Genomic DNA, 22,275 nt, shown 5'->3' on the forward strand with positions numbered 1-22,275 from the left:
TGAGGGATGCTGACGGGTGCGTCGCGCTGACGGATGCGGCGGGCTGGACTACTTGACGGCGCCCGCCGTGAGCCCGGCGACGAAGCTCCGCTGCAACAGCAGGAAGGCGACGACGATCGGGATGCTCACCACGAGCGAGGCGGCCATGATCTGGTTCCAGTACACGTTGGTCTGGGTCGAGTACAGTTGCAGCCCCACCGCGAGGGTCCGGTTCTCATCGGTCGTCATCACGGACGCGAACAGCACTTCGCCCCAGCTGGTCATGAAGGCGTAGATGGCGACCGCGATGATGCCGGGCCGGGCCGCGGGAAGCACCACGTGCCAGAGCGCGCCCAGCGGGCCGCTCCCGTCGACCTTCGCTGCTTCGTCCAGGTCGCGCGGGATGCCGTCGAAGTAGCCGGCGAGCATCCAGATCGCGAAGGGCAGCGCGAACGTGAGGTACGTGATGACGAGCCCGAACCGGGTGCCGACGAGTTGGATGCCGATGGCCTGGTTGATGTTGACGAAGATGAGGAACAGGGGCAGCAGGAACAGCACGCCGGGGAACATCTGGGTCGACAGCACGGTCGTCGTGAACACGCTGCGACCCTTGAACCGGTACCGCGAGACGGCATAGGCGGCGAAGATCGCGATGAGGACGCTGAGGATGGTCGCGGAACCCGCCACGATGAGGCTGTTGACGAAGTAGTTGGCCAGCGGAATGGTGCTCCACATGTCGATGAACGCCTGGAAGGAGATGTTCTTCGGCCACCAGGTGAAGGCCGCCTGCACTTCGGGCAGCGTCTTCATCGACGTGGTGACCATGACGTAGAGCGGGACGACCGTGAAGATCGTCAGGACCGCCAGGACGACCCAGCGGAACACTTTCGAGGGGGCTGTCTCACGCACGCTGCGACCTCCGGTTGATGACGAGCAGGTAGATGCCCGTGACGATGAGCAGGAAGATCAGCAGGAGCACCGACATGGCGGCTCCCGAGCCGAAGTTCCAGGTGAGGAATGATGCGTTGTAGATGTGGAACGAGATGAGGTCGCCGGCCGCGGGTTGAGCGGTGCCGAACAGCACGTACGGCGTATTGAAGTCGTTGAACGTCCATAAGAACATCACTAAGAGCAGCACGCTGTTGACCGGCCGCAGCATCGGCAGGGTGATCGCACGCCACTGGCGGAACGGCTTGGCGCCGTCCACGGCGGATGCTTCATACACCTCTTCCGGAACGCTCTGCAGTCCTGCCATCAGCATCAGGAACGCGAACGGCCACAGCCGCCAGATGGCGACGACGACGATCGAGATGAACGCGTTTCCGCCGATCAACCAGAACGGCCGGCCGCCGGGGAGAGCGAGGTTGTCGAAGAGCAGATGGTTGATCGCGCCTGTGTCCTTCTGGAACATGAACTTCCAGGCAATGATCCCCGCATACATCGGGATCGCGTATGGCACCAGGAAGAGGGTGCGGAAGAAGCCGCGCCCCCAGAACCGGCGCTGCGTCGCGACGGCCGCGGCCATCCCGAGCCCCCACGAGATGCCGACGACGAGGATCGTGAACCCGCAGGTCACGAGAAAGGACTGGAGTAGTCCCTGGCCGACCGCGCCGTTGAAGTCGAGGGCGACCCGGTAGTTCTCGAGCCCGACGAACGGGGCTGCGCTCCAGTTCGCGATGAAGAACTTGGTGAGTTTGAGGAGGCTGATCCACAGCCCGGTGAGCATCGGGATGACGTGGATGAAGATCTCGAAGATGATGGCGGGCGCGAGCAGCGCGAACGGGAGCCACCATCCTTTCGGCCTCGGGCGCTTGGGCCGCTTGACCGGGGCCTTCGTCGTCGTTCGGCCGGTATTGGCGCTGCGCGGAGTCTCCGCTGATGTCGTCGTCGACATGTGAAACCTGTTTCACTCGTGGTCGGAAGTGAGAGGCGGTCCGTCGCCGAGGTGGCCGGCGACGGACCGCCGAGTGGGTCGTGCTACCCCATCGATGCCTTGACCTGGTCCTGCGCGGTCTTCATCGCGGCCTTGACGTCGGCCTCGGAGACCGTGCCTCCGGTGGCGATCTTCGCGAACATGTCGTTCATCGCCTTGCCGACGGTGTTCTCGAACTGGTCCTCAGCGGGAACGAGCGGCAGCGGCTTCGACATGGTGTTGTAGATCTTCTGGAACGTCGCGGCCTCTTCGGCGTTGTCGGTGAAGACGGCCTTCGCACCGTTGAGAACGGGCAGCGACGCGTACGGCTTGCCCAGGGTGGTCTGGGTGGCTTCGCTCGTCATGTACTTGACGAACTTGAGCGCCGCATCCTTGTTCTTCGTGTTCTTCATGATCGACAGGTTGATGCCCGCCACGTGACTCGCGATGGGCTGGCCGCCGGTCGGAGCGGGGAACGGCACGACACCGTACTGGTCGCTCTTCATGCCGTTGGCGACGATCGACGAGTCCGCGTTGTTCTGGTTGAGGATCATCGCGACCTTGCCGGTGGCGAAGTCGTTGACCGCTTTCACGCCGTTGTCGTACTGCGCGTTGCCGGTGTTGACGACCTTGTCGGTCTGCATCAGGTCGAGGTAGCGCTTGATCCCGCTGACCACGCCGCTGTTGTCGAACGTCGGGTTGCCCTTGCTGTCGAACAGTTCGGCGCCGTTCTGCGCAGCGTTGATGAATGCGAAGTGCGCGTTCTCGGTGTAGCTGCCCGCCGCGAGCGCGAACCCGTAGGTCTTGCCGGTGGTCAGCTTCTTCGCGTCGGCGACCATGTCCTCCCACGTAGCCGGTGGCGTGAGGCCCGCATCCGAGAACATCTTCTTGTTGTAGTACAGGCCGTAGGCGAGTCCGTAGAGCGGAACGCTCGTCACAGTCTTGCCGGGCGCGCCGCCGGTGTCGAGCGCGGTCTTGACGAACTTGTCAGCACCGCCGATCGCCTTCATGTTGGCGTCGTCGAACGGCAGGAAGGCTCCGGTCGCCTGCAGCGACGCAGCCCACGTGTTTCCGATGTTGAGCACATCCGGTCCCTGGCCGCTGGTGACTGCCGTCTGGATGCGCGTCTGCAGGTCGTTCCATCCGATCACTTCGAGCTTCACTTTGATGCCGGTCTGTTTGGTGAACTCGTCGAGCACAGGGGTGAGCACCTGCTTGTCGTTGTCGAGGCTCGTGCCCTGGTTGCTTGCCCAGTAGGTGAGTGTCGTACCGCTGCCCGAGTTGCCCGAGTTGCCGCTGCATCCAGCGACGACGAGTGCGACTGCGGCTGCGATGGCGCCGGCGAGAATGGCGCGTTTTCTCATGGTGACTTCCTTGTCTCTTGGTGTGTGACCGTGCGTGGTCGGCGTCGGGCCTCCACTGAATATAACTGAACCGGTTCAGTTGTCAAGGCTTGTATTACCGGCGACCCGAGGGTATGGCGTGTCGCTACACCGCGAGGCTGGTCTCGCGCACCACCAGTTCGCTGGGGCGTGCCAGTGTCTCACCCGCTTCGAGTCCGAGCAGCACCTCCAAGAGTATGCGCGTACTGCGGCCGCCCTGTTCCTCAGGAAAACGATCGAGTGCCGTGATGGCCGGCGAGACGATGCGGCACAGCAGGGAGTCGTCCCAGCTCACAAGGGCGAGGTCCGACCGGCCGAGCCTCCGCACGGCTGTCGATGCGCCGAGGGCGAGGAGATCGCTGGAGGTCACGATCGCTGTGATCCCCGGATCCGCTGCGAGTTCCCTCAGCGCAGCGGCCTCGCCCGCCTCCATGCTGTAGTCGTTGTTGCTGTGCGTCGCGCGGATCCCCACCCGGCCACCGAACTCATCCAGCGCCGACCGACGGTTGGCCTCGTGCACGAACTCGCCGGGCCCCGCGATGTGGAGGACCCGGCGATGTCCGAGACCGGCGAGGTGGTCGATGATCAGCCGGCTGTCATTGACGATGTCATAGGTGAGGACGCGGCCGGGCGCGACATCGGGGTTGGCGCCGTGCACGACATACGCCATGCCGAGTTCGTCGAGCAGCGGAGGCCGCTCGTCGCCGTCGACCAGGTCGAACAGCATCACGCCATCCACCCGGCCCTCGGCGCTCCAGCGCCGGTAGGTGGCGACCTCCTCGCGCGCACTCGCCCCGACCATCCGGAGCAGCAGCGATTTGCCGGTCTCGGCCAGCACGCCTTCGACGCCGGCGAGCAGGCTCATGTAGTACGGTTCCGAGCCGAGCAGTTCCGGGTCGCGGCGCAGCACGATGCCGATCGCGTCGGTGCGCGACCGCGACAGAGCGCGTGCGCTGGAACTCGGATGCCACCCCAGCGAGGTCGCGAGGTCGAGCACCCGGCGGCGGGTCTCCTCGCTCACCCCCGGCTGTCCGTTCAGCGCATACGAGACCGATGCCTTGGACAGCCCCAGCTGGTCGGCGAGGCCGCCGATGGTCACCCGGCTCATCCGGTGGTCCTTCCTGTGTGCAGCACAACCCTAGTCGTGCTCGACGCATTCACTCCGGAACCCGACCGGTCCGCGACTGCCGATCGCGTGCCGGCGGTGGCAGCCGTGCACCACCCGATGCACACGAAGCCGCCGCCGGCACGGCGTCCGCCCATGTACCGTCGGCGCGTCTTTCAGCAGCCACCGGTCGCGAGGCGAACGCCCCGGGACGACCACCCCGCAGCGGCGTCCCGAAGTCGTGGGTCGCCCGGGCGGAAGGGGTGCGCCCGGGCGACGGAAGATCACTTGCCTGTCGTATCACCCGATCCAGCGGTGGGTGCCGCGGTGGAACCGACGACGGTATCGATCTCGTCCTGGGTGAGCGGAGCCCACGGCGACGTATCCGGGTCGCTCGAGGCGGCCTCCGGGCTGTCGCCCTGCGTCCACCACTTCGCTTCGAACGGGACGCCGTCGAACAGGATGCGCGCACCCTTCTCGTAGGTCGCGGTGCCCGACCAGTCCGGGTACGTGCCGGCCGGCAGGGTGGGCTGAGGGATGGGCGTCTCACCGGGCAGCACCGGGCCGACCAGGTCCCACGGCGTCTCCCACGCGTTCAGCACCGGATTGTCGGGGAGGTCGCCCTTCGTCCACCACTTGGCCACGTAGACGTTGTGGTGCCAGACGACCTTCGTGCCATTGAGATACGAGGCAGACGGCGACCAGATCGGGTACGGCGACGTGGCCGGGTTGTCGGTGGCTGCGGCGGATGGGGTGGGCTCCGACGTGGTCACGGCCCGCTCGCCGAGCGCGATCCGCCCATCGAACTTCGCCGACAGCACCGACGCAAAGGTGGTCTTGCCCTGCTTCACCCCGCTGCACGCATCCGAGACGACGGAGGTGTCCACGTAGTTGGAGCCACAGGTCTGGTCGCGGTTGGCCGACCACATCGACATGCGCCCGACGCCCTTGGAGACCGCCCAGGCGTTGAACGTCTTCGCGTCGGCGAGGGTGAAGACCTCGTCCTGCACGTCGTTCTGGCCGATCATCGGGGTCGCGCCCAGCTTCGCCCACAGGCTCGGGCCACTGAGGTTGATGCCGGCCCGCGTGTAGAGCACACCGAGCTGGTGCTGCGCGGAGGTCACGGCATTCTCGGACGCCGTGAGCATGCTCTGCTTCGCGTCCTTGGCGGTGCCGTAGTCCATCGTCATGACGTTGACGCCCGCGATGTCCACCTTGGCGGCGAGCAGGGCTGCGATCGCGTCGGTGGCGCCCGACGGCATCCCGCTCGGCGTCACCGGAACCGTCACCCAGATAGCGAGTGGCTTGCCGCTTTCGCGTCGCTCCTTCTGCAGGGCCGCGATCGCGGTCGCCCGGCGCTCTCCGGCACTGGCGTTGGCAAGGCCGTCGCCCTCGAGGTCGAGGTCGATCGTTCCGGACTGGTAGCGCTCGACGACGCTCTTGTACGCCGATTCGAGGGCGGTGACGTCGGTGCATCCGACCGCGAGTTCTTTGTTCGCCTGGCCGCCGAACGAGATGGCCACGCTGCCGCCCTGCTGCTCGAGCCGCGCGATGCGGCGGTCGAGGTCGAGGGATGCGCGTGCCTGGTCGAGCGTGTACGCGCCGCCCCACGAGGGGGCGCACGCATCCGCCTTCGACGAGACGATGAACGACAGCACGGCGTCCGGCGTCTTCGTCTCACCGAGGTGCTCGAACGCGAAACGCGGCGTGGCGGTCACATCGACGTAGCCGGCGAACCAGGGCTTGGCGTCGACATCGGCCTGAGCGCTCCACAGCTGGAACCCCAGGAACCCGCCGGCGACCACCAGACCCGCGACGACCACGGCGGCGATCACGCGCAGCGGCGACAGCCGGCGCTGCGCCTCGCGCACGGCTTTGGCCTCGGGAGCCACAGACTCCCGCTGGACGACGCTCATCAGGCGGCCAGCTTCTCGGCGGAGGCCTGCGTGTCGGTGTCGTCGTCGGCGTCGGCACCGGCAGGCGCGCTGTCGGACGCGCCAGGCGACACGGCGAGGGCATCCGCACCGGCGGCCACAGTCGTTCCCGACTCCGCGGTCGCGAAATGCGGCACCGTGCCGTCGGCGTGTCCGTGGTAGAGCACGCTGCGCCAGTCGAGCACCTCGGCATCGGTCACTGCTTCCGCCTTGACCTTCTTGCGGTTCTTCTCGACATAGAGCGGCTTGGTGATGCCCATCCAGAAGTCGACGATCGAGTTGCCGATGCCGATGTAGGCCACGATCGCCCACGACGCGAGGAAGGCGTTGAACGCGGCGAACGCGGCGTTGCCCCAGTTCTGCGCGTTCACATCGCGCCACAGGGTGAACATCGAGAAGGCGACGATGAGCACCGGCGTGACCACATAGAGCAGCGGTGCGGCCGTGCGGTTCTTGACCTTCGGTGTGCGCGCGAACGGGATCTTCTTGCCGGTCAGCGCCTGCTGGATCGACTTGAGCACCCCGGCCAGGTTCACCGGCAGCAGGATCAGGTTGAACCCGTAGATGCGGAACACGTCAGAGCCCTTGTAGCCCGCGTAGCGCAGGTCGCTCGCCATGGCGAGGAAGTACGGCAGGGCCGCCAGCAGCACGACGGGGCTCAGCAGCCGCCCGTCGTACGGGTACGCCAGGAGGAAGATGAGGCCGAAGCTCGCCCACGCGATCGACGCCATGTAGTTGAGGCGCAGCATGAGCTCCGTGCGCGAGACGAGCTCGCCGCGGCGCTTGCGCTCGCGCACCTGGCGCCACAGCTTCGGCAGGATCAGGAGTCCACCGTTCGCCCAGCGGCGGCGCTGCACGATCAGGGAGCCGAAGTCCGGCGGGGTCGCAGAGTAGCTCAGGCGCTCCGGGTAGTTCACGAGCGTCCAGCCGTGGGTTCCGAGGTCGATGCTCGACTCGGTGTCCTCGATGACCGTGCGGTCCTGGATGAACCGGCGCACCTCGAATCCGCCGACGAACTCGGTCTCGACGATGTCTTCGAGCGCGCGCTTGCGGATCACGGCGTTCGCGCCGACCCAGAACGTGGCGCCGAAGTGGCTCATCCCCTGATGCAGAATGTGCTGGATGTCCGTGGTCGCACCGGCGAGCCGCTCGATGCGGCTACCCGCTCCGCGGAACGACGAGTACGGCGTCTGCGTCACCGCGACGCGAGCATTGTCCGGCTGCTGCAGGAAGTACACCAGCCGCAGGCAGTAGTCGCGCAGCAGGATCGAGTCGGCGTCGAGCGTCAGCAGGAAGTCGCTGTCCGGGATGCGCAGGTCGCCGGGCTTGCGGTCGGCGACCGGCTTCAGCACGGGTCCGTCCGGCGTCTCTTCGAGGCGGTAGGTGCCGCCCATGAGCGCGATGTACGCGTTGAGGTTCATCGCCTTGTTGGCTTCGTGCGACGTCGACGCGTATTTCTTGCGCTCGAAGACGGCGAGCTCGGCGTCGAACGTCCACGCGAGACGGCGGTAGAGCTGGTTGACGCGATCGGCCGAGAGGGCTGCGCCCTCCTCGTTGGCGGCGTCGACGGCCTCGCCGGTCAGGGCGAGTTCATCTGCGAGCGCACGCAGCACCTGGTCGGTGAAGAACAGGTCGACATGGTCATCGACGGCTTCGCGCTCGGCGAGCTCTCGCAGCCAGCCCGCGGCCCACGCGTACTCGTCGGCGAGCGCACGGGCCTCGGATGCGTCGACGAACGCCGCCTCCGAACGCTCCAGCTCGAACCGGAGCAGGGCGTCGCCGAAGCGGTGCCGTGGCTCGGCCAGCAGGTCCATGATGTCTGCGGCGAGCGCCCGCGTCTCGTTGAGGCGCGCAGCGGTCTCCGTGTCTGCGGGGTACGGGTTGTCGTCGAGCAGCAGCACGACGCGCAGCGACGGGTACTCCTGAAGCGCGGCCGAGAGGAGGGTGGCGCGTACGACGTGCGGCTCCTCCGCATACGACGGCACGAGGACCGTCATCGACGACTGGTGCTCCGCGAAGTGCCTGTCGAGTTCGGCACGCGGTACGCGCACGTGTTTGCTGAACCGCTGCAGCGCCCCCTGGCGCGCGATCAGGTACATGAGCGCGGAGAAGGTGAGGAACGTCACGACGACGACGTAGCCGATCGCTTCCATCGTGAAGCGGAAGTTCTGGGTTCCGCTGTCGAGGAACTGGCGGATGATCGTGGTGACCACGTAGATCACCCAGAAGCTCACGGTCAGCACGATCGCGATGCGACTGAAGGTGATCTTGCGATCCGAGGGGCGGGGGTGGACCGTGGGGAGGGGTTCTGTGCGGCGTTCCGCGCCGAGCTGTCGTTTCCGGGCAGGCTGATAGGTATTTGTCGAGCTCATTTTCGGGTAAGAGTCCTTGAAGTGGAGGGCCCGCACAGTCGGGTCTATGCGGTCGGGAGCCCTCTCCTAAGAGAGTAATAGACAGTATAGTCTGTCCCCAAGCCCCCCGTTGGGGGCTGGACAATCAGTGCGTCCACAGGTTCGCGTCACCGGGCGTTCACTTCGGGCCCGTTCCGCGGGCATCCTGTCGCGAAAAGCCGCGTGTTGGTAGGTTGACGCCATGACACCTGCTCCGGGGCGCCTGCGCTTCGAACACGCCCACGTCGTCTCCTTCCAGGAACGTTTCGATGAAGGCCGTGCGGCGCGGTCGAGCATCCCTCGCGGCTCCCACGCCGCCTACACCCCGCGCACGGATCGCGACCCGCTGGGCATCCTCGAGAAGCAGAACTCCGTGCGACTGCCGGACCTGATCCCGCTGCGCAACAGCCGGATGCTCGCCAACCCGTTCGCGTTCTACCGTGGCACCGCCGCCATCCAGGCCGCGGACCTGCGCACCGGTGTCGACACCAACGCCGAGGTCGTCATCTGCGGCGACGCCCACATCGCGAACTTCGGCCTCTACGCCTCGCCGCAGCGCACCATGGTCTTCGACCTGAACGATTTCGACGAGGCCTCATACGGCCCATGGGAGTGGGACCTCAAACGGATGGTCACCAGCGTCGTGATCGCGGCGCGCCACAAGGGCTACTCGGCGGCGGATGCGCGCGCCTCGGCCCTCGCCTCCGCCATCGCCTACCGCGACGCTCTCCGCGCCGCAATGGAGCTGAGTGCGCTCCAGCGCTTCTACCTGGCCGCCACCGTGACGCCCGGCTCGTCCCGGTTCGGCAAGAAGACGCAGAAGACGATCGACACGACACTGCGGGCTGCGCAGAACCGCACCTCGGCGCGGGTCGTGGAGAAGATCACGGAGGTGGCCGCGGACGGCACGCGGGTCGTCGTGGAGAACCCGCCGACGCTGACCCACGTCGACACCACTCACGAGGACGACCTCAAAGAGGCGATGCGACAGTACGCGCGGACGGTGCCGTCCCACGTCGCGCTCCTGCTCTCGCAGTACGAGATGACGGACGTCGCCCGCCGTGTCGTCGGGGTCGGCAGTGTCGGAACCCGCTGTTACATCCTGCTGCTGACCGGGCCGAGCGCCGACCCGCTCGTGCTGCAGCTGAAGGAGGCGACCGAGTCGGTCGTGCAGCAGTTCGGCGGCATCCCGCGGCACACGCTGCCCGGGGTGGACCGGGCGGCGCTCCGGTCGCACAACGGCGGGCGCGTGGCGTCGAACCAGCGCATCCTGCAGGCGGTGTCCGACCCGTTCCTGGGCTATCTCGACTTCGGCGGATACGACTTCTATGTGCGGCAGTTCCGCGACCGCAACGTGTCGTTCGACATCGACGCACTCGGACGACAGCCGTTCACGGACTACGTGGCGTCCTGCGGTGCGCTGCTCGCCCGCGCGCACGCGCAGAGTCCGAACGCAGCATTCATCGCCGGCTACGTCGGCTCGTCGGAGGCCATGGTGAACGCGGTGGTCGACTGGGCTTTCGCCTACGCCGACCAGTCGCTCGCCGACTTCGAGGCGTTGCGCGCAGCAGTGGCCGACGGCCGCTTCGAGGCGGATCCCCCGCTGCAGCCGCAGCCGCGCTAGCCCGCGTCCTGCCTACCCGGTGCTCTCGCCGCACTAGCTTCGTCCCGCCGCACTAGCTCTACCCAGTGCGCCGGGATGAACCTAGTGCGCCGAGACATAGTTGGTGCGCCGAGCCATCGCGGCCGCCGAGCCATCGCGGCGCCATGCTATCGCGGCCGCTGGGCGCCCACTTTCTGCACGGGCGCCCACGTTGCAACCTGTGCGCGCGTGCAGAACCTGTGCGCGCGTGCAGAACCTGTGCGGCCGTGCAGAACCTGTGCGGCCGTGCAGAACGTGCGCAGCCGCGCAGGTCAGCGCTTGCGCTTCTCGCGCACCCGCATGTTGAGGTTGATCGGCGACCCCTCGAAGCCGTAGATCTCGCGCAGGCGACGGATGATGTACCGGCGGTAGCCCGGGTCGAGGAAGCCGGTCGTGAACACGACGAATGTCGGCGGGCGGCTCGTCGCCTGGGTGCCGAACAGGATGCGCGGCTGCTTGCCGCCACGGACGGGGTGCGGATGCGCGGCCGTCAGCTCCGCCAGGAACGCGTTGAACTTGCCCGTCGGGATGCGCGTATCCCACGACTCGAGCGCGAGCTCCAGTGCGGGCACCAGCTTCTCCATGTGGCGGCCCGTGCGTGCCGAGATGTTGACACGCGGAGCCCACGCGACGTGGGCCAGGTCCTGCTCGATCTCGCGCTCGAGGTAACGGCGCCGATCGTCGTCGAGCAGGTCCCACTTGTTGAACGCGAGCACGAGCGCGCGGCCCGATTCGAGCACGAGGTCGATGATGCGCACGTCCTGTTCGCTGATCGGCTGGCTCACGTCGATGAGCACGACCGCGACTTCGGCCTTCTCCAGCGCAGCGCTCGTGCGCAGCGACGCATAGAAGTCGGCGCCCTGCTGCAGGTGCACGCGGCGGCGGATGCCCGCGGTGTCGACGAAGCGCCATACCTTGCCGGCGATCTCGACCTGCTCGTCGACCGGGTCGCGGGTCGTTCCGGCCAGCTCGTTCACCACGACACGCTCTTCGCCGGCCGCCCGGTTGAGCAGGCTCGACTTACCCACGTTGGGACGCCCGAGGATCGCGACCCGTCGGGGACCGCCGACCTCCTGCTTCGCGACGGCGGAGATCTCCGGGAGAACCTTCAGGATCGTGTCGAGCATGTCGGCGACGCCGCGCCCGTGCAGCGCGGAGACCGGCATCGGCTCGCCGAGACCGAGTGACCACAGCACCGCCGCGTTCGGCTCCTGCCGGCTGTCGTCGACCTTGTTGGCCGCGAGGAACACGGGCTTCTTCGTCTTGCGCAGCAGACGCACCACGTGCTCGTCTGTCGAGGTCGCCCCGACATTGGCGTCGACGACGAACAGCACCGCGTCGGCGAGGTCGATCGCGACCTCCGCCTGCGCGGCGACGGACGCGTTGATGCCCTTCGCATCGGGCTCCCAGCCACCGGTGTCGACGACAGTGAACTGCCGACCGTTCCATTCCGCCTTGTACGAGACGCGGTCGCGCGTCACACCGGGGGTGTCTTCGACGACCGCTTCGCGACGACCGAGGATGCGGTTCACCAGTGCCGACTTGCCGACGTTCGGGCGACCGACGATCGCCAGCACGGGCAGTGCGGGCAGGTAGGTGATGGCGTTCGGGTCTTCGCTGACGGCCTCGAGGATGTCGAGGTCACCTTCGTCGAGCTCGTACTCGTCCAGGCCGCTGCGCAGGGCGACGGCCCGCTGGTGGGCGAGGTCGTCGTCGAGGTCGTCGAGGCGGGTGACCAGGTCGTCGTCGGTCGCGTCGAACTCGTCTGGTTCGATGTCTTTAGGCATGAGCTTCTCTCTGGACGACTGCGACGACCGCATCCACGGTCTGGTCGAAGTCGAGGTCTGTTGAATCGACGGTGGTCACACCGTCTGCGGCGTTCATGAAGTCGACGACGCGGGAATCCGCCCGGTCACGATTGCGGAGCTGCTCCCCCACCTTTTCGGCGGAATGGCCGGTCAGCTCGGCGGAACGCCGTGCCATTCTAACGGACTCAGCTGCGGTCAACAGGATTCTCACAGGAGCATCGGGCGCCACCACCGTCGTGATGTCGCGGCCCTCGACCACGATCCCCGGCCGATCGGTCGACCCCATGATCGCGCGGAACAGCTCGGTGAGCCGCGCCCTCACCTCCGGGACGCGTGCTATCGCACTCACCACGGCGGTCACGTCAGGATCGCGGATGGCGTCGGTCACGTCGTGCCCGCCGACGAGGACGTGGTACCCGTCCGGGTCGGTGCCGATGCGGTAGTCGAAGTCGGGCAGCGTCTCGACGACGGCCCGCGCATCCGTCGGATCGACGCGACGCTGCAGCACGAACCACGCGAGCGCACGGTAGGCCGCCCCGGTGTCGAGGTAGGCGAACCTGAGGTGGCGCGCGGCCGCCTTGCTCACACTGGACTTGCCGCTGCCTGCCGGTCCATCGACCGCGACGACGACGATGTCGCCCCATGGGGCGCCCTCACGGGTCTCCGCGCTCATCCGGCGATCCTCCAGCCGCGTGCGGTCAGGTCGTCGATCGTGCGCTGCAGCGCCTCCGGCAGCACGGCGATCTCCGCGAGACCGACCTGGGCGCCGGGCGAATGCTCGAGACGCAGGTCTTCGAGGTTGACCCCGATCTCTCCCATCTCGGTGAAGAGCCGCCCCAGCTCGCCCGGCTTGTCGTCGACCATGACGACGACCGACGCGAACCGGCGATCCTGCCCGTGCTTGCCGGGCAGCCGCGAGACCCCCGCGTTGCCTCCCGCGAGCTCTTCGGCGAGTGAGCGCCGCGCTCCGGGCGCATCCAGGTCGCCGAGCGCCGCGAGCACGCGATCGAGGTCGTCGCGGAAGGCGCGGAGGATCTCGACCACCGCGGGCGCGTTGGCTCCGAGGATCTGCACCCACAGTTCCGGCTCGCTGCCGGCGATGCGCGTGACGTCGCGGACGCCCTGGCCCGCGAGCCCGAGGGCGGCATCCGATGAGCCCTGCAGGCGCTTGGCCATCAGGCTGGAGACGATCTGCGGCGTGTGGGAGACGAGCGCCACGGCGGCGTCGTGCGCGACAGTGTTCATCTCGACCGGCGTCGCGCCGAGATCGAGCACCAGCGCTTCGACCAGCGAGACGCTCGCGCGGGAGACCTCCGGGCGGGTGCAGACCACCCAGGGCCGCCCCACGAAGAGGTCGGCACGTCCGGAGCTCGGCCCGCCACGCTCCCGCCCGGCCAGCGGATGCGACCCCACGTAACGGCTGATGTCACGACCGGACGCTTCGAGCTCGGCCATCGGCGCGACCTTCACGCTGGCGACGTCGGTGACCACCGCATCCGGATGCGCAGCCAGCTCCGCGAGCACGACCGCTGCCGTGACGTCCGGCGGCACGCAGACCACGATGAGTGCAGGCGACTCCTCCCCGTCGCTCGCCCGGCCCGCACCGTAGTCGATCGCCAGGTTCAGGTTGGCGGGCGATGCGTCGTCGAGCACGACATCCACCCCGCGCGCACGGAGGCCGAGGCCGACGCTCGCGCCGAGCAGGCCGGCGCCGACGACGCGGACAGGTCCGGTGAGCCGGGATGACGTGTCGTTCACGGTGCCTCTCAGTGCCATCTGCGCGCCTTCCGGCGACGAAGGGGAAGGACCGGATGCGCACGGCGGGTCCTCAGCTGTCGGCCGGTTTCTCCCGCGAGATCGTGAGCAACTGGCCGAGTTCTACCTTAGTCAGGTCACGCACCTGGCCCACTCGGAGCGTCCCCAGATGCAGCGGCCCGAACTGGCGGCGGACGAGTTCGATGACGGGGTGCCCGACCTCGGCGAGCATCCGGCGCACGATGCGGTTGCGCCCGGAGTGCAGCGTGATCTCGACGAGACTGTCCTGGCTGGCCGCGCTGCGTTCGAGCAGCCGGGCCTTGTCCGCGGCGATGGGTCCGTCTTCGAGGTCGACGCCGCGTGTGAGCGTCGCGATGGTCTGCGGCGTCACGACGCCCTTGACGCGCGCGACGTAGGTCTTCATCACGCCGAACGATGGATGCGCGAGCACGTGGGCGAGTTCGCCGTCATTGGTGAGGATGAGCAGCCCGCTCGTCTCGGCATCGAGCCTGCCGACGTTGAAGAGCCGCTCGTCGTACCCTTCGGTGAACCGGGAGAGGTCCGGACGGCCCTGTTCGTCGCGCATCGAGCTGACGACGCCCGCCGGCTTGTTGAGCATCAGGTAGCGGCGCGTCGGATCCAGCTGCACCGCCGTCCCGTCGACCGCGACACGGTCGTTGTGAGGATCGACGCGTCGCCCGAGCTCCGTCACCACCGTGCCGTTGACGGTGACGCGCCCCTCGACGATGAGCTGTTCGGAGACCCGGCGGGATGCGACCCCGGCCGCCGCCATCACCTTCTGCAGGCGCTCGCCCGACGGGCTCAGGTCACCGGACATCGCCGTCGAACCCGTCCACGCCGTCGGCGAGCAGCGGCGAGATATGCGGCAGCTCGTCGATCGAGTTGATGCCGAGCTGCGTGAGGAGCAGGTCGGTGGTGCCGTAGTTGATGGCGCCCGTCTCGCTGTCGGTGAAAAGCTCGGTGATCAATCCGCGCCCGAGCAGCGTGCGCACGACGGAGTCGACGTTCACGGCCCGGATGGACGCGATCGCGCCCCGACTGATCGGCTGCTTGTACGCGATCACAGCGAGCGTTTCGAGCGCCGCCTGCGAGAGCTTGGTGGGGTTCTGCGTGAGCACATAGTCGGCCACCACGTCGTCGTATTCGGCGCGCACGTAGATGCGCCACCCTCCACCGACCTCCCGCAGTTCGAAGCCGCGCCTGACGCCGCCGTTCTCACCGTCGAAGTCGCGCACCAGGGCGTCGATCGCCGCACGCACCCGCTTGACCGGTGCGCTCACCGCGGTGGCCAGCATGACGAGGCTGAGCGGCTCGTCGGCGACCATGAGGATCGCCTCGAGCGCGCGCTCGACATCCACCTCCGCCGTCGGCGCGGCCGTCCGTCCGTCCGGCTGCCCGGCCGCGACAGGCTCCAGCTCCCCGACTTCGCTCACGCGTGTTGCTTCATCCGTCATAGTCGGCTCCGAGGTTAGCAAGATTCTCCTGTGACCAGTGTTCGGCCGTCCATCTGAGGGTGAGCTCACCGAGCGGCTCGAGCTGCTCGAACGCGAGCGCGGCGTGCCGGTAGAGCTCGAGCACCGCGAGGAACCGTGCGATCACCACGCCTTTCTGGTCGGCGCCCGCGATCAGCTGCCGGAAGGTCAGCGTCTCGCCGGAGCGCAGCATCCCGACCACGTGTGCCGCCTGTTCCCGGATGCTCACCAGCGGCGCGTGCAAGTGGTCCAGCCCCACGGTCGGCAACTCGCGCGGCGTCAGTGCGAGGGTCGCGAGAGCGGCGAAGTCGTCGGCCGACAGGGTCCAGACCAGTTCCGGCGTGCGCTGGCGGAACTTGTCCTCCAGCCGGACACTGCGCGCGTGCCTGGTCGCCTCCGCATCGAGGCCGGCCTGGAACCACGCCGACGCCTCCTTGAACGCCCGGTACTGCAGCAGGCGGGCGAACAGCAGGTCGCGCGCCTCGAGCAGCGCCACGTCCTCCGCATCCACCAGTTCGCCCTGGGGCAGCAGGCCCGCGACCTTCAGATCGAGCAGGGTAGCGGCGACCACGAGGAACTCACTGGCTTCGTCGAGGTTCTTCTCGGAGTCGATCGTGCGCAGGTAGCTGATGAACTCGTCTGTGACGCGGCTGAGCGAGATATCGGTGATGTCGAGCTCGTGCTTGGTGATGAGGCTCAGCAACAGGTCGAACGGACCCTCGAAGTGGCCGAGGTCGACCCGGAAGGTGCGTGCCGCCGGCTGCTCGGCAGCAGACGCCGCAGCGTCGGGAAGCTCCGCATCGAAGCCGGTCGGGCTAGGCGACGGCGCCACGCGTGATCAGCTCTCTGGCGAGCTGCCGGTAGGCCTCGGCGGCCGCGTGCTCCGGTGCGAACTGGGTGATCGGCGTCGCGGCGACCGACGCATCCGGGAATTTGACCGTGCGGGAGATGACCGTCTCGAGCACGCTGTCGCCGAACGCGTCGACGACCCGTTCGAGCACCTCGCGAGAGTGCAGGGTGCGCGAGTCGTACATCGTCGCGAGGATGCCGTCGAGCTTGATGGCGGGGTTGAGCCGTTCGCGCACCTTGTCGATGGTCTCGATGAGCAGCGCGACGCCGCGCAGGGCGAAGTACTCGCACTCGAGCGGGATCAGCACGCCGTGGCTCGCGGTCAGCGCGTTCACGGTCAGGATGCCGAGCGACGGCTGGCAGTCGATGAGGATGACGTCGTAGTCGTCGCTCACCCGGCGCAGGACGCTCGCGAGGATCTGCTCACGTGCGACCTCGTTGACCAGGTGGACTTCCGCTGCCGACAGGTCGATGTTCGCCGGGATGATGTCGAGCCCGGCCGTCTCGGTGTGCTGGATGGCCTCGTTGACGTCCCTGGTGCGCGACAGCAGCAGGTCGTAGATGGTGGTCACATCGTGGGTCTGCGCGCCGAGACCGGCGGACAGGGCACCCTGGGGGTCGAAGTCGACCGCCAGCACACGCCGGCCGTACTCTGCGAGGGTCGCGCCCAGGTTGATGCTCGTCGTCGTCTTGCCGACGCCGCCCTTCTGGTTGCAGAGCGCGATGATGCGAGCCGGCCCGTGGCTCTTCAGGGGCTTGGGCACGGGGAAGGACCTCACGGGGCGGCCGGTGGGGCCGAGCGGGGCGGGGAGGGACGCGTCATCCAGGCCGGGGAGCTCTGCTCGAACCTCGTTGCTGCGCGTCACCTGCGTGTTCCTCGTCCCTGTCGTGCGGTCCTTCAAACGCACAGTCTATCGGCGGCGCTGCGGGTTCGCGGGTCGCACCGCCGCGATCCTTCTGCGGTTCAGCGGGCGCGCGGGTGCGCCGTCGTGTACATGTCGCGCAGCGTGTCCGCCGTCACGAGCGTGTAGATCTGGGTCGTCGCGACCGACGAGTGGCCGAGGAGCTCCTGCACGACGCGCACGTCGGCTCCGCCCGCGAGCAGGTGGGTCGCGAACGAATGCCGGAGCGTGTGCGGCGAAACCTCGACCTCGAGGTGGGCCCGCTCGGCGGCGGAACGGATGATCAACCAGGCGTTCTGGCGCGACACGCGCTGACCGCGCATCCCCAGGAACAGCGCCGGGGTGGCCTTCCCACGGACGGACAGCGCAGGACGCGCCCGCACCAGGTAGGCGTCGACGGCTGCGCGCGCGTAACTGCCGAGCGGCACGATCCGCTGCTTGGCCCCTTTGCCGGTCAGCCGGACGATGTCCTCGTCGATCACGTCGTCGACGTTGAGGCCGACTGCTTCGCTGACCCGCGCGCCGGTCGCATAGAGCAGCTCGAGGAGCGCCTTGTCGCGCAGCGATTGGAGGTCGTCGCCGTCCGTCGCGGCGAGGAGGGCAGTGACCTGCTCGACAGTGATCGCTTTCGGCAGCCGGCTCGCGAGCTTGGGCGGCCTGATCTCGCGGGCGACATCGGCAGGTACCAGCTGTTCTTCGAGCAGGAACCGGTGGAACCCGCGCACGGTCGACAGCATCCGTGCCATCGACGACGCCGTGAGCGGCGCGTCTTCGCGGGTTCCGAGGTGACGGGCGAACGCGGAGACGTACGCGGAGGTCACGGCCGCCGGGTCGTCGATCCCTTCGCCGGCCAGCCAGGTCGCATACACGCCGAGGTCGCGCCGGTAGGCGGCAACGGTATTGGCCGAGAGGCCCCGCTCGATCGAGACGTGCCGCAGGTACGAGTCCACAGCCGCCGAGACGGTCACGGTCGCGTGTCCCCGTCCGGGTGTCCGAGCTTGGGATGCCGTGGCCAGGGACTGTCCGCGGCGCCCAGCTGGGACCATCCCGTCTCCCGCGCCGTGCGGGCAGCGAGGGCGGCTACGATCAGCGACGGGTTCTGGATACGTCGGGCGAGCACCGCATCCACGACCGCGTCGAGTGGCACCCAGCGCTTCTCGATATCTGCCTCTTCTTCGGTGCGCGCGAAGACGTCGGCGGTCGGGCGCACCGAACGGGCGAGGTAGATGCGGATCGCCTCGTCGCTGCCTCCGGGGGACGTGTAGAACTCGGCGAGCACGCTCCAGTCGTCGGCCTCGAGGTCCGCTTCTTCGGCGAGTTCGCGTTTGGCCGCAATGAGCGGAGGTTCGCCGTGCAGGTCGAGCAGGCCGGCCGGGATCTCCCAGTCGCGATGCCGCACCGGATGCCGGTACTGCTTGATCAGGAGCGCCCGGTCGTCGTCGTCGAGCGCAAGGACCGCGACGGCACCGGTGTGGTCGACGAATTCGCGCACGATGTCGTGGTCGTTGTAGCGGAACGTCTCCCGGCGGATGTTCCACACCTTGCCGGCGAACACGGTCTCGGCCGCGACGATCTGCGGCGTCTCCGGGTCGTCGGAGAGCAGGTCGTCGGTGCGGGCGCCCACCTGTTCAGGCGTCCTGGGTGACTTCGAACAACCGGCTTGCCTTCTGACGATCCAGTGCCGCTCCGACGAGCCCGCGGAACAGCGGGTGCGCCCGGTTCGGCCGCGACCGCAACTCCGGATGCGCCTGTGTACCCACGTAGAACGGGTGCACGTCGCGCGGAAGCTCCACGTATTCGACCAGGTGTCCGTCCGGCGAGGTTCCCGAGAACCACAGGCCGGCATCGGCGATCTGCTCGCGGTAGCCGTTGTTGACTTCGTAGCGGTGACGGTGACGCTCGGAGGCCTCGTTCGCGCCGTACAGTTCAGCGACGATGGATCCCTCAGCGAGGGTGGCCGGGTAGAGCCCGAGCCGCATCGTGCCGCCGAGGTCGCCGCCGGCGATGATCTCGACCTGCTCGGCCATCGTCGCGATGACCGGGAATTCGGTGTCGGGGTCGAACTCGGAGGAGGATGCTCCGGCCAGGCCGGTCTCGTGGCGCGCGTATTCGATGACCATGCACTGCAGCCCGAGGCACAGTCCGAGAGCCGGGATGCCGTTCTCGCGCGCGAAGCGGAGCGCGCCGAGCTTGCCTTCGATCCCGCGCACGCCGAACCCGCCGGGGACGCAGATCGCGTCGACGTCCGAGAGCTGTGCTGCCGCACCTTCCGGGGTGCCGCATTCGTCGGAGGCGATCCACTTGAGGGCGACTTTCGCATTGTGGGCGAAACCGCCGGCGCGGAGTGCTTCCGTGACGGAGAGGTAGGCGTCGGGGAGGTCGATGTATTTTCCGACGAGTCCGATGGTGACGTTGTGGGCGGGCTCGTGCACGGCCTGCAGCAGGGTTGCCCAGCCGTCCCAGCTGACCTCGTCGGCGTCGAGTCCGAGCTGGTCGATGATGTAGGCGTCGAGGCCCTGGTCGTGCAGCATCGTCGGGATGTCGTAGATGCTGGGCACGTCGATGGCGTTGACGACTGCTGCTTCGTCGACGTCGCACATGAGTGCGATCTTGCGCTTGTTCGATTCGGAGACCGGGCGGTCGCTGCGGAGCACGAGTGCGTCGGGCTGGATTCCGATGGAACGGAGGGCTGCGACGGAGTGCTGGGTGGGCTTGGTCTTCTGTTCTCCCGACGCGTTCATGAACGGCACGAGCGAGACGTGGACGAAGAAGCAGTTCTTGCGGCCGAGTTCGTGGCGCACCTGGCGGGCGGCTTCGATGAACGGCTGCGATTCGATGTCGCCGACGGTCCCGCCGATCTCGGTGATGATCACGTCGGGCTGCGGGTCGTCGCCGGCCTGGAGGCGCATGCGGCGCTTGATCTCGTCGGTGATGTGCGGGATGACCTGGACCGTGTCACCCAGGTATTCGCCGCGGCGTTCTTTGGCGATGACGGTGGAGTAGATCTGCCCGGTGGTGACGTTCGCGGACTGGCTGAGGTTGATGTCGAGGAAGCGCTCGTAGTGGCCGATGTCGAGATCGGTCTCAGCCCCGTCGTCGGTGACGAAGACTTCTCCGTGCTGGAACGGGTTCATCGTTCCGGGGTCGACGTTCAGGTAGGGGTCGAGTTTCTGCATCACCACCCGGAGGCCTCGGGCAGTCAGAAGATTGCCCAGGCTCGCTGCCGTGAGGCCCTTGCCCAACGAAGAAACGACACCACCTGTCACGAAAATGTGCTTGGTAATGCCGTTCGAATTGCCCGCGTCTGTTTTATCCACCACGGGCTTTTATCCTATCACCCCCGCGCTGGGGCTGAGAGCGACGCAACGCGTCGCCGCGACGCCAGCGCCGCGGCGGCTACGCTGACTCGGTCTCACTCACACCGACGCCGAGGCCATCTCGATGAGTTCCCGCGCGTGGGCGAGCCCGCTTTCGGAGTCCGGCAGTCCGGAGAGGAGGCGCGCCATCTCTGCGATGCGCTCGTCGCCGCTGAGCTGGCGGACGCTGGATGCGGTCACCGATCCGTCGCTTCCTTTCACGACGGTGAGGTGGTTGGTGGCGAAGGCTGCGACCTGGGCCAGGTGCGTGACGACGATGACCTGTGCGCTCTCGGCGAGACGGGCGAGGCGGCGGCCGATCTCGATCGCGGAGGCTCCCCCGACCCCGGCGTCGATCTCGTCGAAGATGAAGGTGGGCACCGGGTCGCTGCCGGCGATGACGACTTCGATGGCGAGCATCACGCGGGAGAGCTCGCCGCCGGAGGCTCCGCGCCCGAGCGACCGCGGTTCAGCACCGGCGTGCGGCTGCAGGAGGATCGAGATGAGGTCGCGCCCGGTCGCCGTGAACTCTTCGCGCTCGGCGACCTGGACGACGACCCTCGCGTCTGCCATTGCGAGTGCCGACAGCTCGTCGGACACCGCCGCGCCGAGCCGTTCGGCGGCCGCCGTTCGCAGGGCCGTCAGGATCGTCGCGAGCTCGTCGACCAGCGCCCGGTCGTCGTCCACGTCGTTGCGGAGCTGGTCGATGCGTTCCGAGTCGCCGTCGAGTTCGAACAACCGCGAGCTGCCGGTCTCGAGGTTACGGATGACATCGTCGAGTGTCGGCCCGTACTTGCGGATGAGGGTGGTCAGTTCGGCCCGCCGCTCCTGCACGATCTCGAGTTCGCGGGCGCCGTCGGTGTCCAGCGCGGCGAGGTAGGACGACAACTGCGCGGCGATGTCGGAGACCAGGTAATTGGCGTTCGCGACGGCTTCGGCGAGAGCGACGAGCTCCGCGTCGTGGGACGACACGCGTTCGAGATTGCGCCGGGCCGTGTCGAGGAGAGCGAGCGCGTCCGTGCCTTCCGACTCCTCTGCCGAGAGCAGTTCTCGCGCGCTCGCTGCCGCGACACGCAGGTCTTCGAGATTGGAGAGCCGTTCTGCCCGCTCGGCGAGCTCTACGTCTTCACCGGGCTGCGGTGCCACGCCTTCGATCTCGGCCATGGCCGTCCGGAGGTCGTCTGCCTCCCTTGCCCGGCGATCCTGGTCGGCCACCAGTTCGTCGAGTTCCGAGCGATTCTCGTTCCAGCGGTAGAACACCTGCTGGTAGTTCTGCAGCGCCTCCGCGAGCTGCGCGCCCGCGTACCGGTCGAGCGCCTCCCGCTGTGCCACCGCAGAGCGCAGCCTGACCTGGTCGGACTGCCCGTGGACGACGACGAGCTGTTCGCCGAGTTCGGTGAGCACGCTCACCGGCGCGCTGCGGCCGCCCACCACGGCACGACTGCGTCCTTCCGCCGAGACCGATCTGCTGAGCACGAGCTCCGCGGTCCCTGGGTCGAGCGGGTCGACGTCTCCCCCGGCATCGCGCACGCGGTCGACCACGTCGCCGGTGTCACCCACCCGCCAGCGGCCTTCGACCCACGCCTGCGTGCTGCCGAGCCGGACGGCGCCCGTGTCGGCCCGCTCACCGAGCAGCAGCCCGAGCGCGGAGACGACCATCGTCTTTCCGGCGCCTGTCTCGCCCGTGAGGGCGGTGAATCCCGGTCCGAGCGGGAGGGCTGCTTCGGCGATCACTCCCAGGTCTTTGATCGAGATCTCCTCGATCACG

The 22,275-nt window shown here is 67.8% G+C and carries 18 protein-coding genes; 1 reads left to right on the forward strand and 17 read right to left on the reverse strand.

Annotated features, from left to right (window positions below; all coding sequences use genetic code 11):
• Positions 1 to 48: 48 nt before the first annotated feature.
• The 6 genes from ACV7NN_RS03850 to ACV7NN_RS03875 form a co-directional block, all read right to left on the reverse strand.
• Entirely contained in the window at positions 49 to 888 is an 840-nt protein-coding gene (locus ACV7NN_RS03850) for a carbohydrate ABC transporter permease (RefSeq protein ID WP_463348267.1), read from the reverse strand.
• Complete coding sequence (locus tag ACV7NN_RS03855; protein ID WP_463348268.1) at positions 881 to 1,873, reverse strand: carbohydrate ABC transporter permease; 993 nt, start codon at positions 1,871 to 1,873, stop codon at positions 881 to 883. The genes ACV7NN_RS03850 and ACV7NN_RS03855 overlap by 8 nt, the downstream gene beginning before the upstream one ends.
• Positions 1,874 to 1,956: 83 nt before the next feature.
• Positions 1,957 to 3,255 carry an ABC transporter substrate-binding protein gene (locus tag ACV7NN_RS03860; RefSeq protein ID WP_463348269.1) on the reverse strand — a complete coding sequence of 433 codons (1,299 nt, stop codon included), beginning with the start codon at positions 3,253 to 3,255 and terminating at the stop codon, positions 1,957 to 1,959.
• A 124-nt stretch (positions 3,256 to 3,379) separates the two neighbouring features.
• Positions 3,380 to 4,381 carry a LacI family DNA-binding transcriptional regulator gene (locus ACV7NN_RS03865; RefSeq protein WP_463348270.1) on the reverse strand — a complete coding sequence of 334 codons (1,002 nt, stop codon included), beginning with the start codon at positions 4,379 to 4,381 and terminating at the stop codon, positions 3,380 to 3,382.
• 281 nt (positions 4,382 to 4,662) lie between these two features.
• Positions 4,663 to 6,294, reverse strand: coding sequence for a chitinase (locus ACV7NN_RS03870; RefSeq protein WP_463348271.1), 1,632 nt, complete (start codon positions 6,292 to 6,294; stop codon positions 4,663 to 4,665).
• On the reverse strand, positions 6,294 to 8,684 hold the full coding sequence (locus ACV7NN_RS03875) for a glycosyltransferase family 2 protein (protein WP_463348272.1): 2,391 nt from the start codon (positions 8,682 to 8,684) through the stop codon (positions 6,294 to 6,296). Before ACV7NN_RS03875 ends, ACV7NN_RS03870 begins: the two co-directional genes overlap by 1 nt.
• 220 nt (positions 8,685 to 8,904) lie before the next feature.
• Here ACV7NN_RS03875 and ACV7NN_RS03880 point away from each other — a divergent pair, with 220 nt between their 5' ends.
• Positions 8,905 to 10,326, forward strand: a complete 1,422-nt coding sequence (locus ACV7NN_RS03880; RefSeq protein ID WP_463348273.1) for a DUF2252 domain-containing protein — start codon at positions 8,905 to 8,907, stop codon at positions 10,324 to 10,326.
• Between the two features lie 290 nt (positions 10,327 to 10,616).
• Here ACV7NN_RS03880 and der read toward each other — a convergent pair whose 3' ends face one another.
• From der to recN, 11 genes are all read right to left on the reverse strand, one after another.
• Positions 10,617 to 12,131, reverse strand: coding sequence for a ribosome biogenesis GTPase Der (gene der / locus ACV7NN_RS03885; RefSeq protein WP_463348274.1), 1,515 nt, complete (start codon positions 12,129 to 12,131; stop codon positions 10,617 to 10,619).
• Entirely contained in the window at positions 12,124 to 12,825 is a 702-nt protein-coding gene (cmk, locus tag ACV7NN_RS03890; RefSeq protein ID WP_463348275.1) for a (d)CMP kinase, read from the reverse strand. Before cmk ends, der begins: the two co-directional genes overlap by 8 nt.
• Positions 12,822 to 13,928: a prephenate dehydrogenase gene (locus tag ACV7NN_RS03895; RefSeq protein WP_463348276.1), complete on the reverse strand. Its 1,107-nt coding sequence runs from the start codon at positions 13,926 to 13,928 to the stop codon at positions 12,822 to 12,824. Before ACV7NN_RS03895 ends, cmk begins: the two co-directional genes overlap by 4 nt.
• A 52-nt stretch (positions 13,929 to 13,980) precedes the next feature.
• Positions 13,981 to 14,745 carry a pseudouridine synthase gene (locus ACV7NN_RS03900; protein ID WP_463348277.1) on the reverse strand — a complete coding sequence of 255 codons (765 nt, stop codon included), beginning with the start codon at positions 14,743 to 14,745 and terminating at the stop codon, positions 13,981 to 13,983.
• Entirely contained in the window at positions 14,735 to 15,382 is a 648-nt protein-coding gene (scpB, locus tag ACV7NN_RS03905) for an SMC-Scp complex subunit ScpB (RefSeq protein ID WP_463348278.1), read from the reverse strand. The genes ACV7NN_RS03900 and scpB overlap by 11 nt, the downstream gene beginning before the upstream one ends.
• A complete protein-coding gene (locus ACV7NN_RS03910) occupies positions 15,372 to 16,232 on the reverse strand; it encodes a segregation and condensation protein A (protein WP_463348279.1) in 861 nt (286 codons plus the stop codon). Before ACV7NN_RS03910 ends, scpB begins: the two co-directional genes overlap by 11 nt.
• The gene (locus ACV7NN_RS03915) at positions 16,216 to 17,076 is read right to left on the reverse strand and encodes a ParA family protein (RefSeq protein WP_463351226.1); all 861 of its coding nucleotides are present in this window, start codon (positions 17,074 to 17,076) and stop codon (positions 16,216 to 16,218) included. Before ACV7NN_RS03915 ends, ACV7NN_RS03910 begins: the two co-directional genes overlap by 17 nt.
• Before the next feature lie 137 nt (positions 17,077 to 17,213).
• Positions 17,214 to 18,119 carry a site-specific tyrosine recombinase XerD gene (xerD, locus tag ACV7NN_RS03920; RefSeq protein WP_463348280.1) on the reverse strand — a complete coding sequence of 302 codons (906 nt, stop codon included), beginning with the start codon at positions 18,117 to 18,119 and terminating at the stop codon, positions 17,214 to 17,216.
• Entirely contained in the window at positions 18,116 to 18,775 is a 660-nt protein-coding gene (locus ACV7NN_RS03925) for an NUDIX domain-containing protein (RefSeq protein WP_463348281.1), read from the reverse strand. Before ACV7NN_RS03925 ends, xerD begins: the two co-directional genes overlap by 4 nt.
• Positions 18,776 to 18,779: 4 nt before the next feature.
• Entirely contained in the window at positions 18,780 to 20,435 is a 1,656-nt protein-coding gene (locus ACV7NN_RS03930) for a CTP synthase (protein WP_463351227.1), read from the reverse strand.
• A gap of 132 nt (positions 20,436 to 20,567) precedes the next feature.
• On the reverse strand, positions 20,568 to 22,274 hold the full coding sequence (gene recN, locus ACV7NN_RS03935) for a DNA repair protein RecN (RefSeq protein WP_463348282.1): 1,707 nt from the start codon (positions 22,272 to 22,274) through the stop codon (positions 20,568 to 20,570).
• Position 22,275 lies beyond the last annotated feature (1 nt).

The sequence above is a fragment of the Leifsonia sp. Ger2509 genome, assembly GCF_055231915.1.

Coding starts and splice junctions, on each gene's coding strand:
- ACV7NN_RS03875 (WP_463348272.1), bottom strand. CDS start 8,684: ATGAGCTCGACAAATACCTATCAGCCTGCCCGGAAACGACAGCTCGGC.
- ACV7NN_RS03865 (WP_463348270.1), bottom strand. CDS start 4,381: ATGAGCCGGGTGACCATCGGCGGCCTCGCCGACCAGCTGGGGCTGTCC.
- scpB (WP_463348278.1), bottom strand. CDS start 15,382: ATGACGGATGAAGCAACACGCGTGAGCGAAGTCGGGGAGCTGGAGCCT.
- ACV7NN_RS03870 (WP_463348271.1), bottom strand. CDS start 6,294: ATGAGCGTCGTCCAGCGGGAGTCTGTGGCTCCCGAGGCCAAAGCCGTG.
- ACV7NN_RS03895 (WP_463348276.1), bottom strand. CDS start 13,928: ATGGCACTGAGAGGCACCGTGAACGACACGTCATCCCGGCTCACCGGA.
- ACV7NN_RS03900 (WP_463348277.1), bottom strand. CDS start 14,745: ATGTCCGGTGACCTGAGCCCGTCGGGCGAGCGCCTGCAGAAGGTGATG.
- der (WP_463348274.1), bottom strand. CDS start 12,131: ATGCCTAAAGACATCGAACCAGACGAGTTCGACGCGACCGACGACGAC.
- cmk (WP_463348275.1), bottom strand. CDS start 12,825: ATGAGCGCGGAGACCCGTGAGGGCGCCCCATGGGGCGACATCGTCGTC.
- ACV7NN_RS03880 (WP_463348273.1), top strand. CDS start 8,905: ATGACACCTGCTCCGGGGCGCCTGCGCTTCGAACACGCCCACGTCGTC.
- ACV7NN_RS03860 (WP_463348269.1), bottom strand. CDS start 3,255: ATGAGAAAACGCGCCATTCTCGCCGGCGCCATCGCAGCCGCAGTCGCA.
- ACV7NN_RS03855 (WP_463348268.1), bottom strand. CDS start 1,873: ATGTCGACGACGACATCAGCGGAGACTCCGCGCAGCGCCAATACCGGC.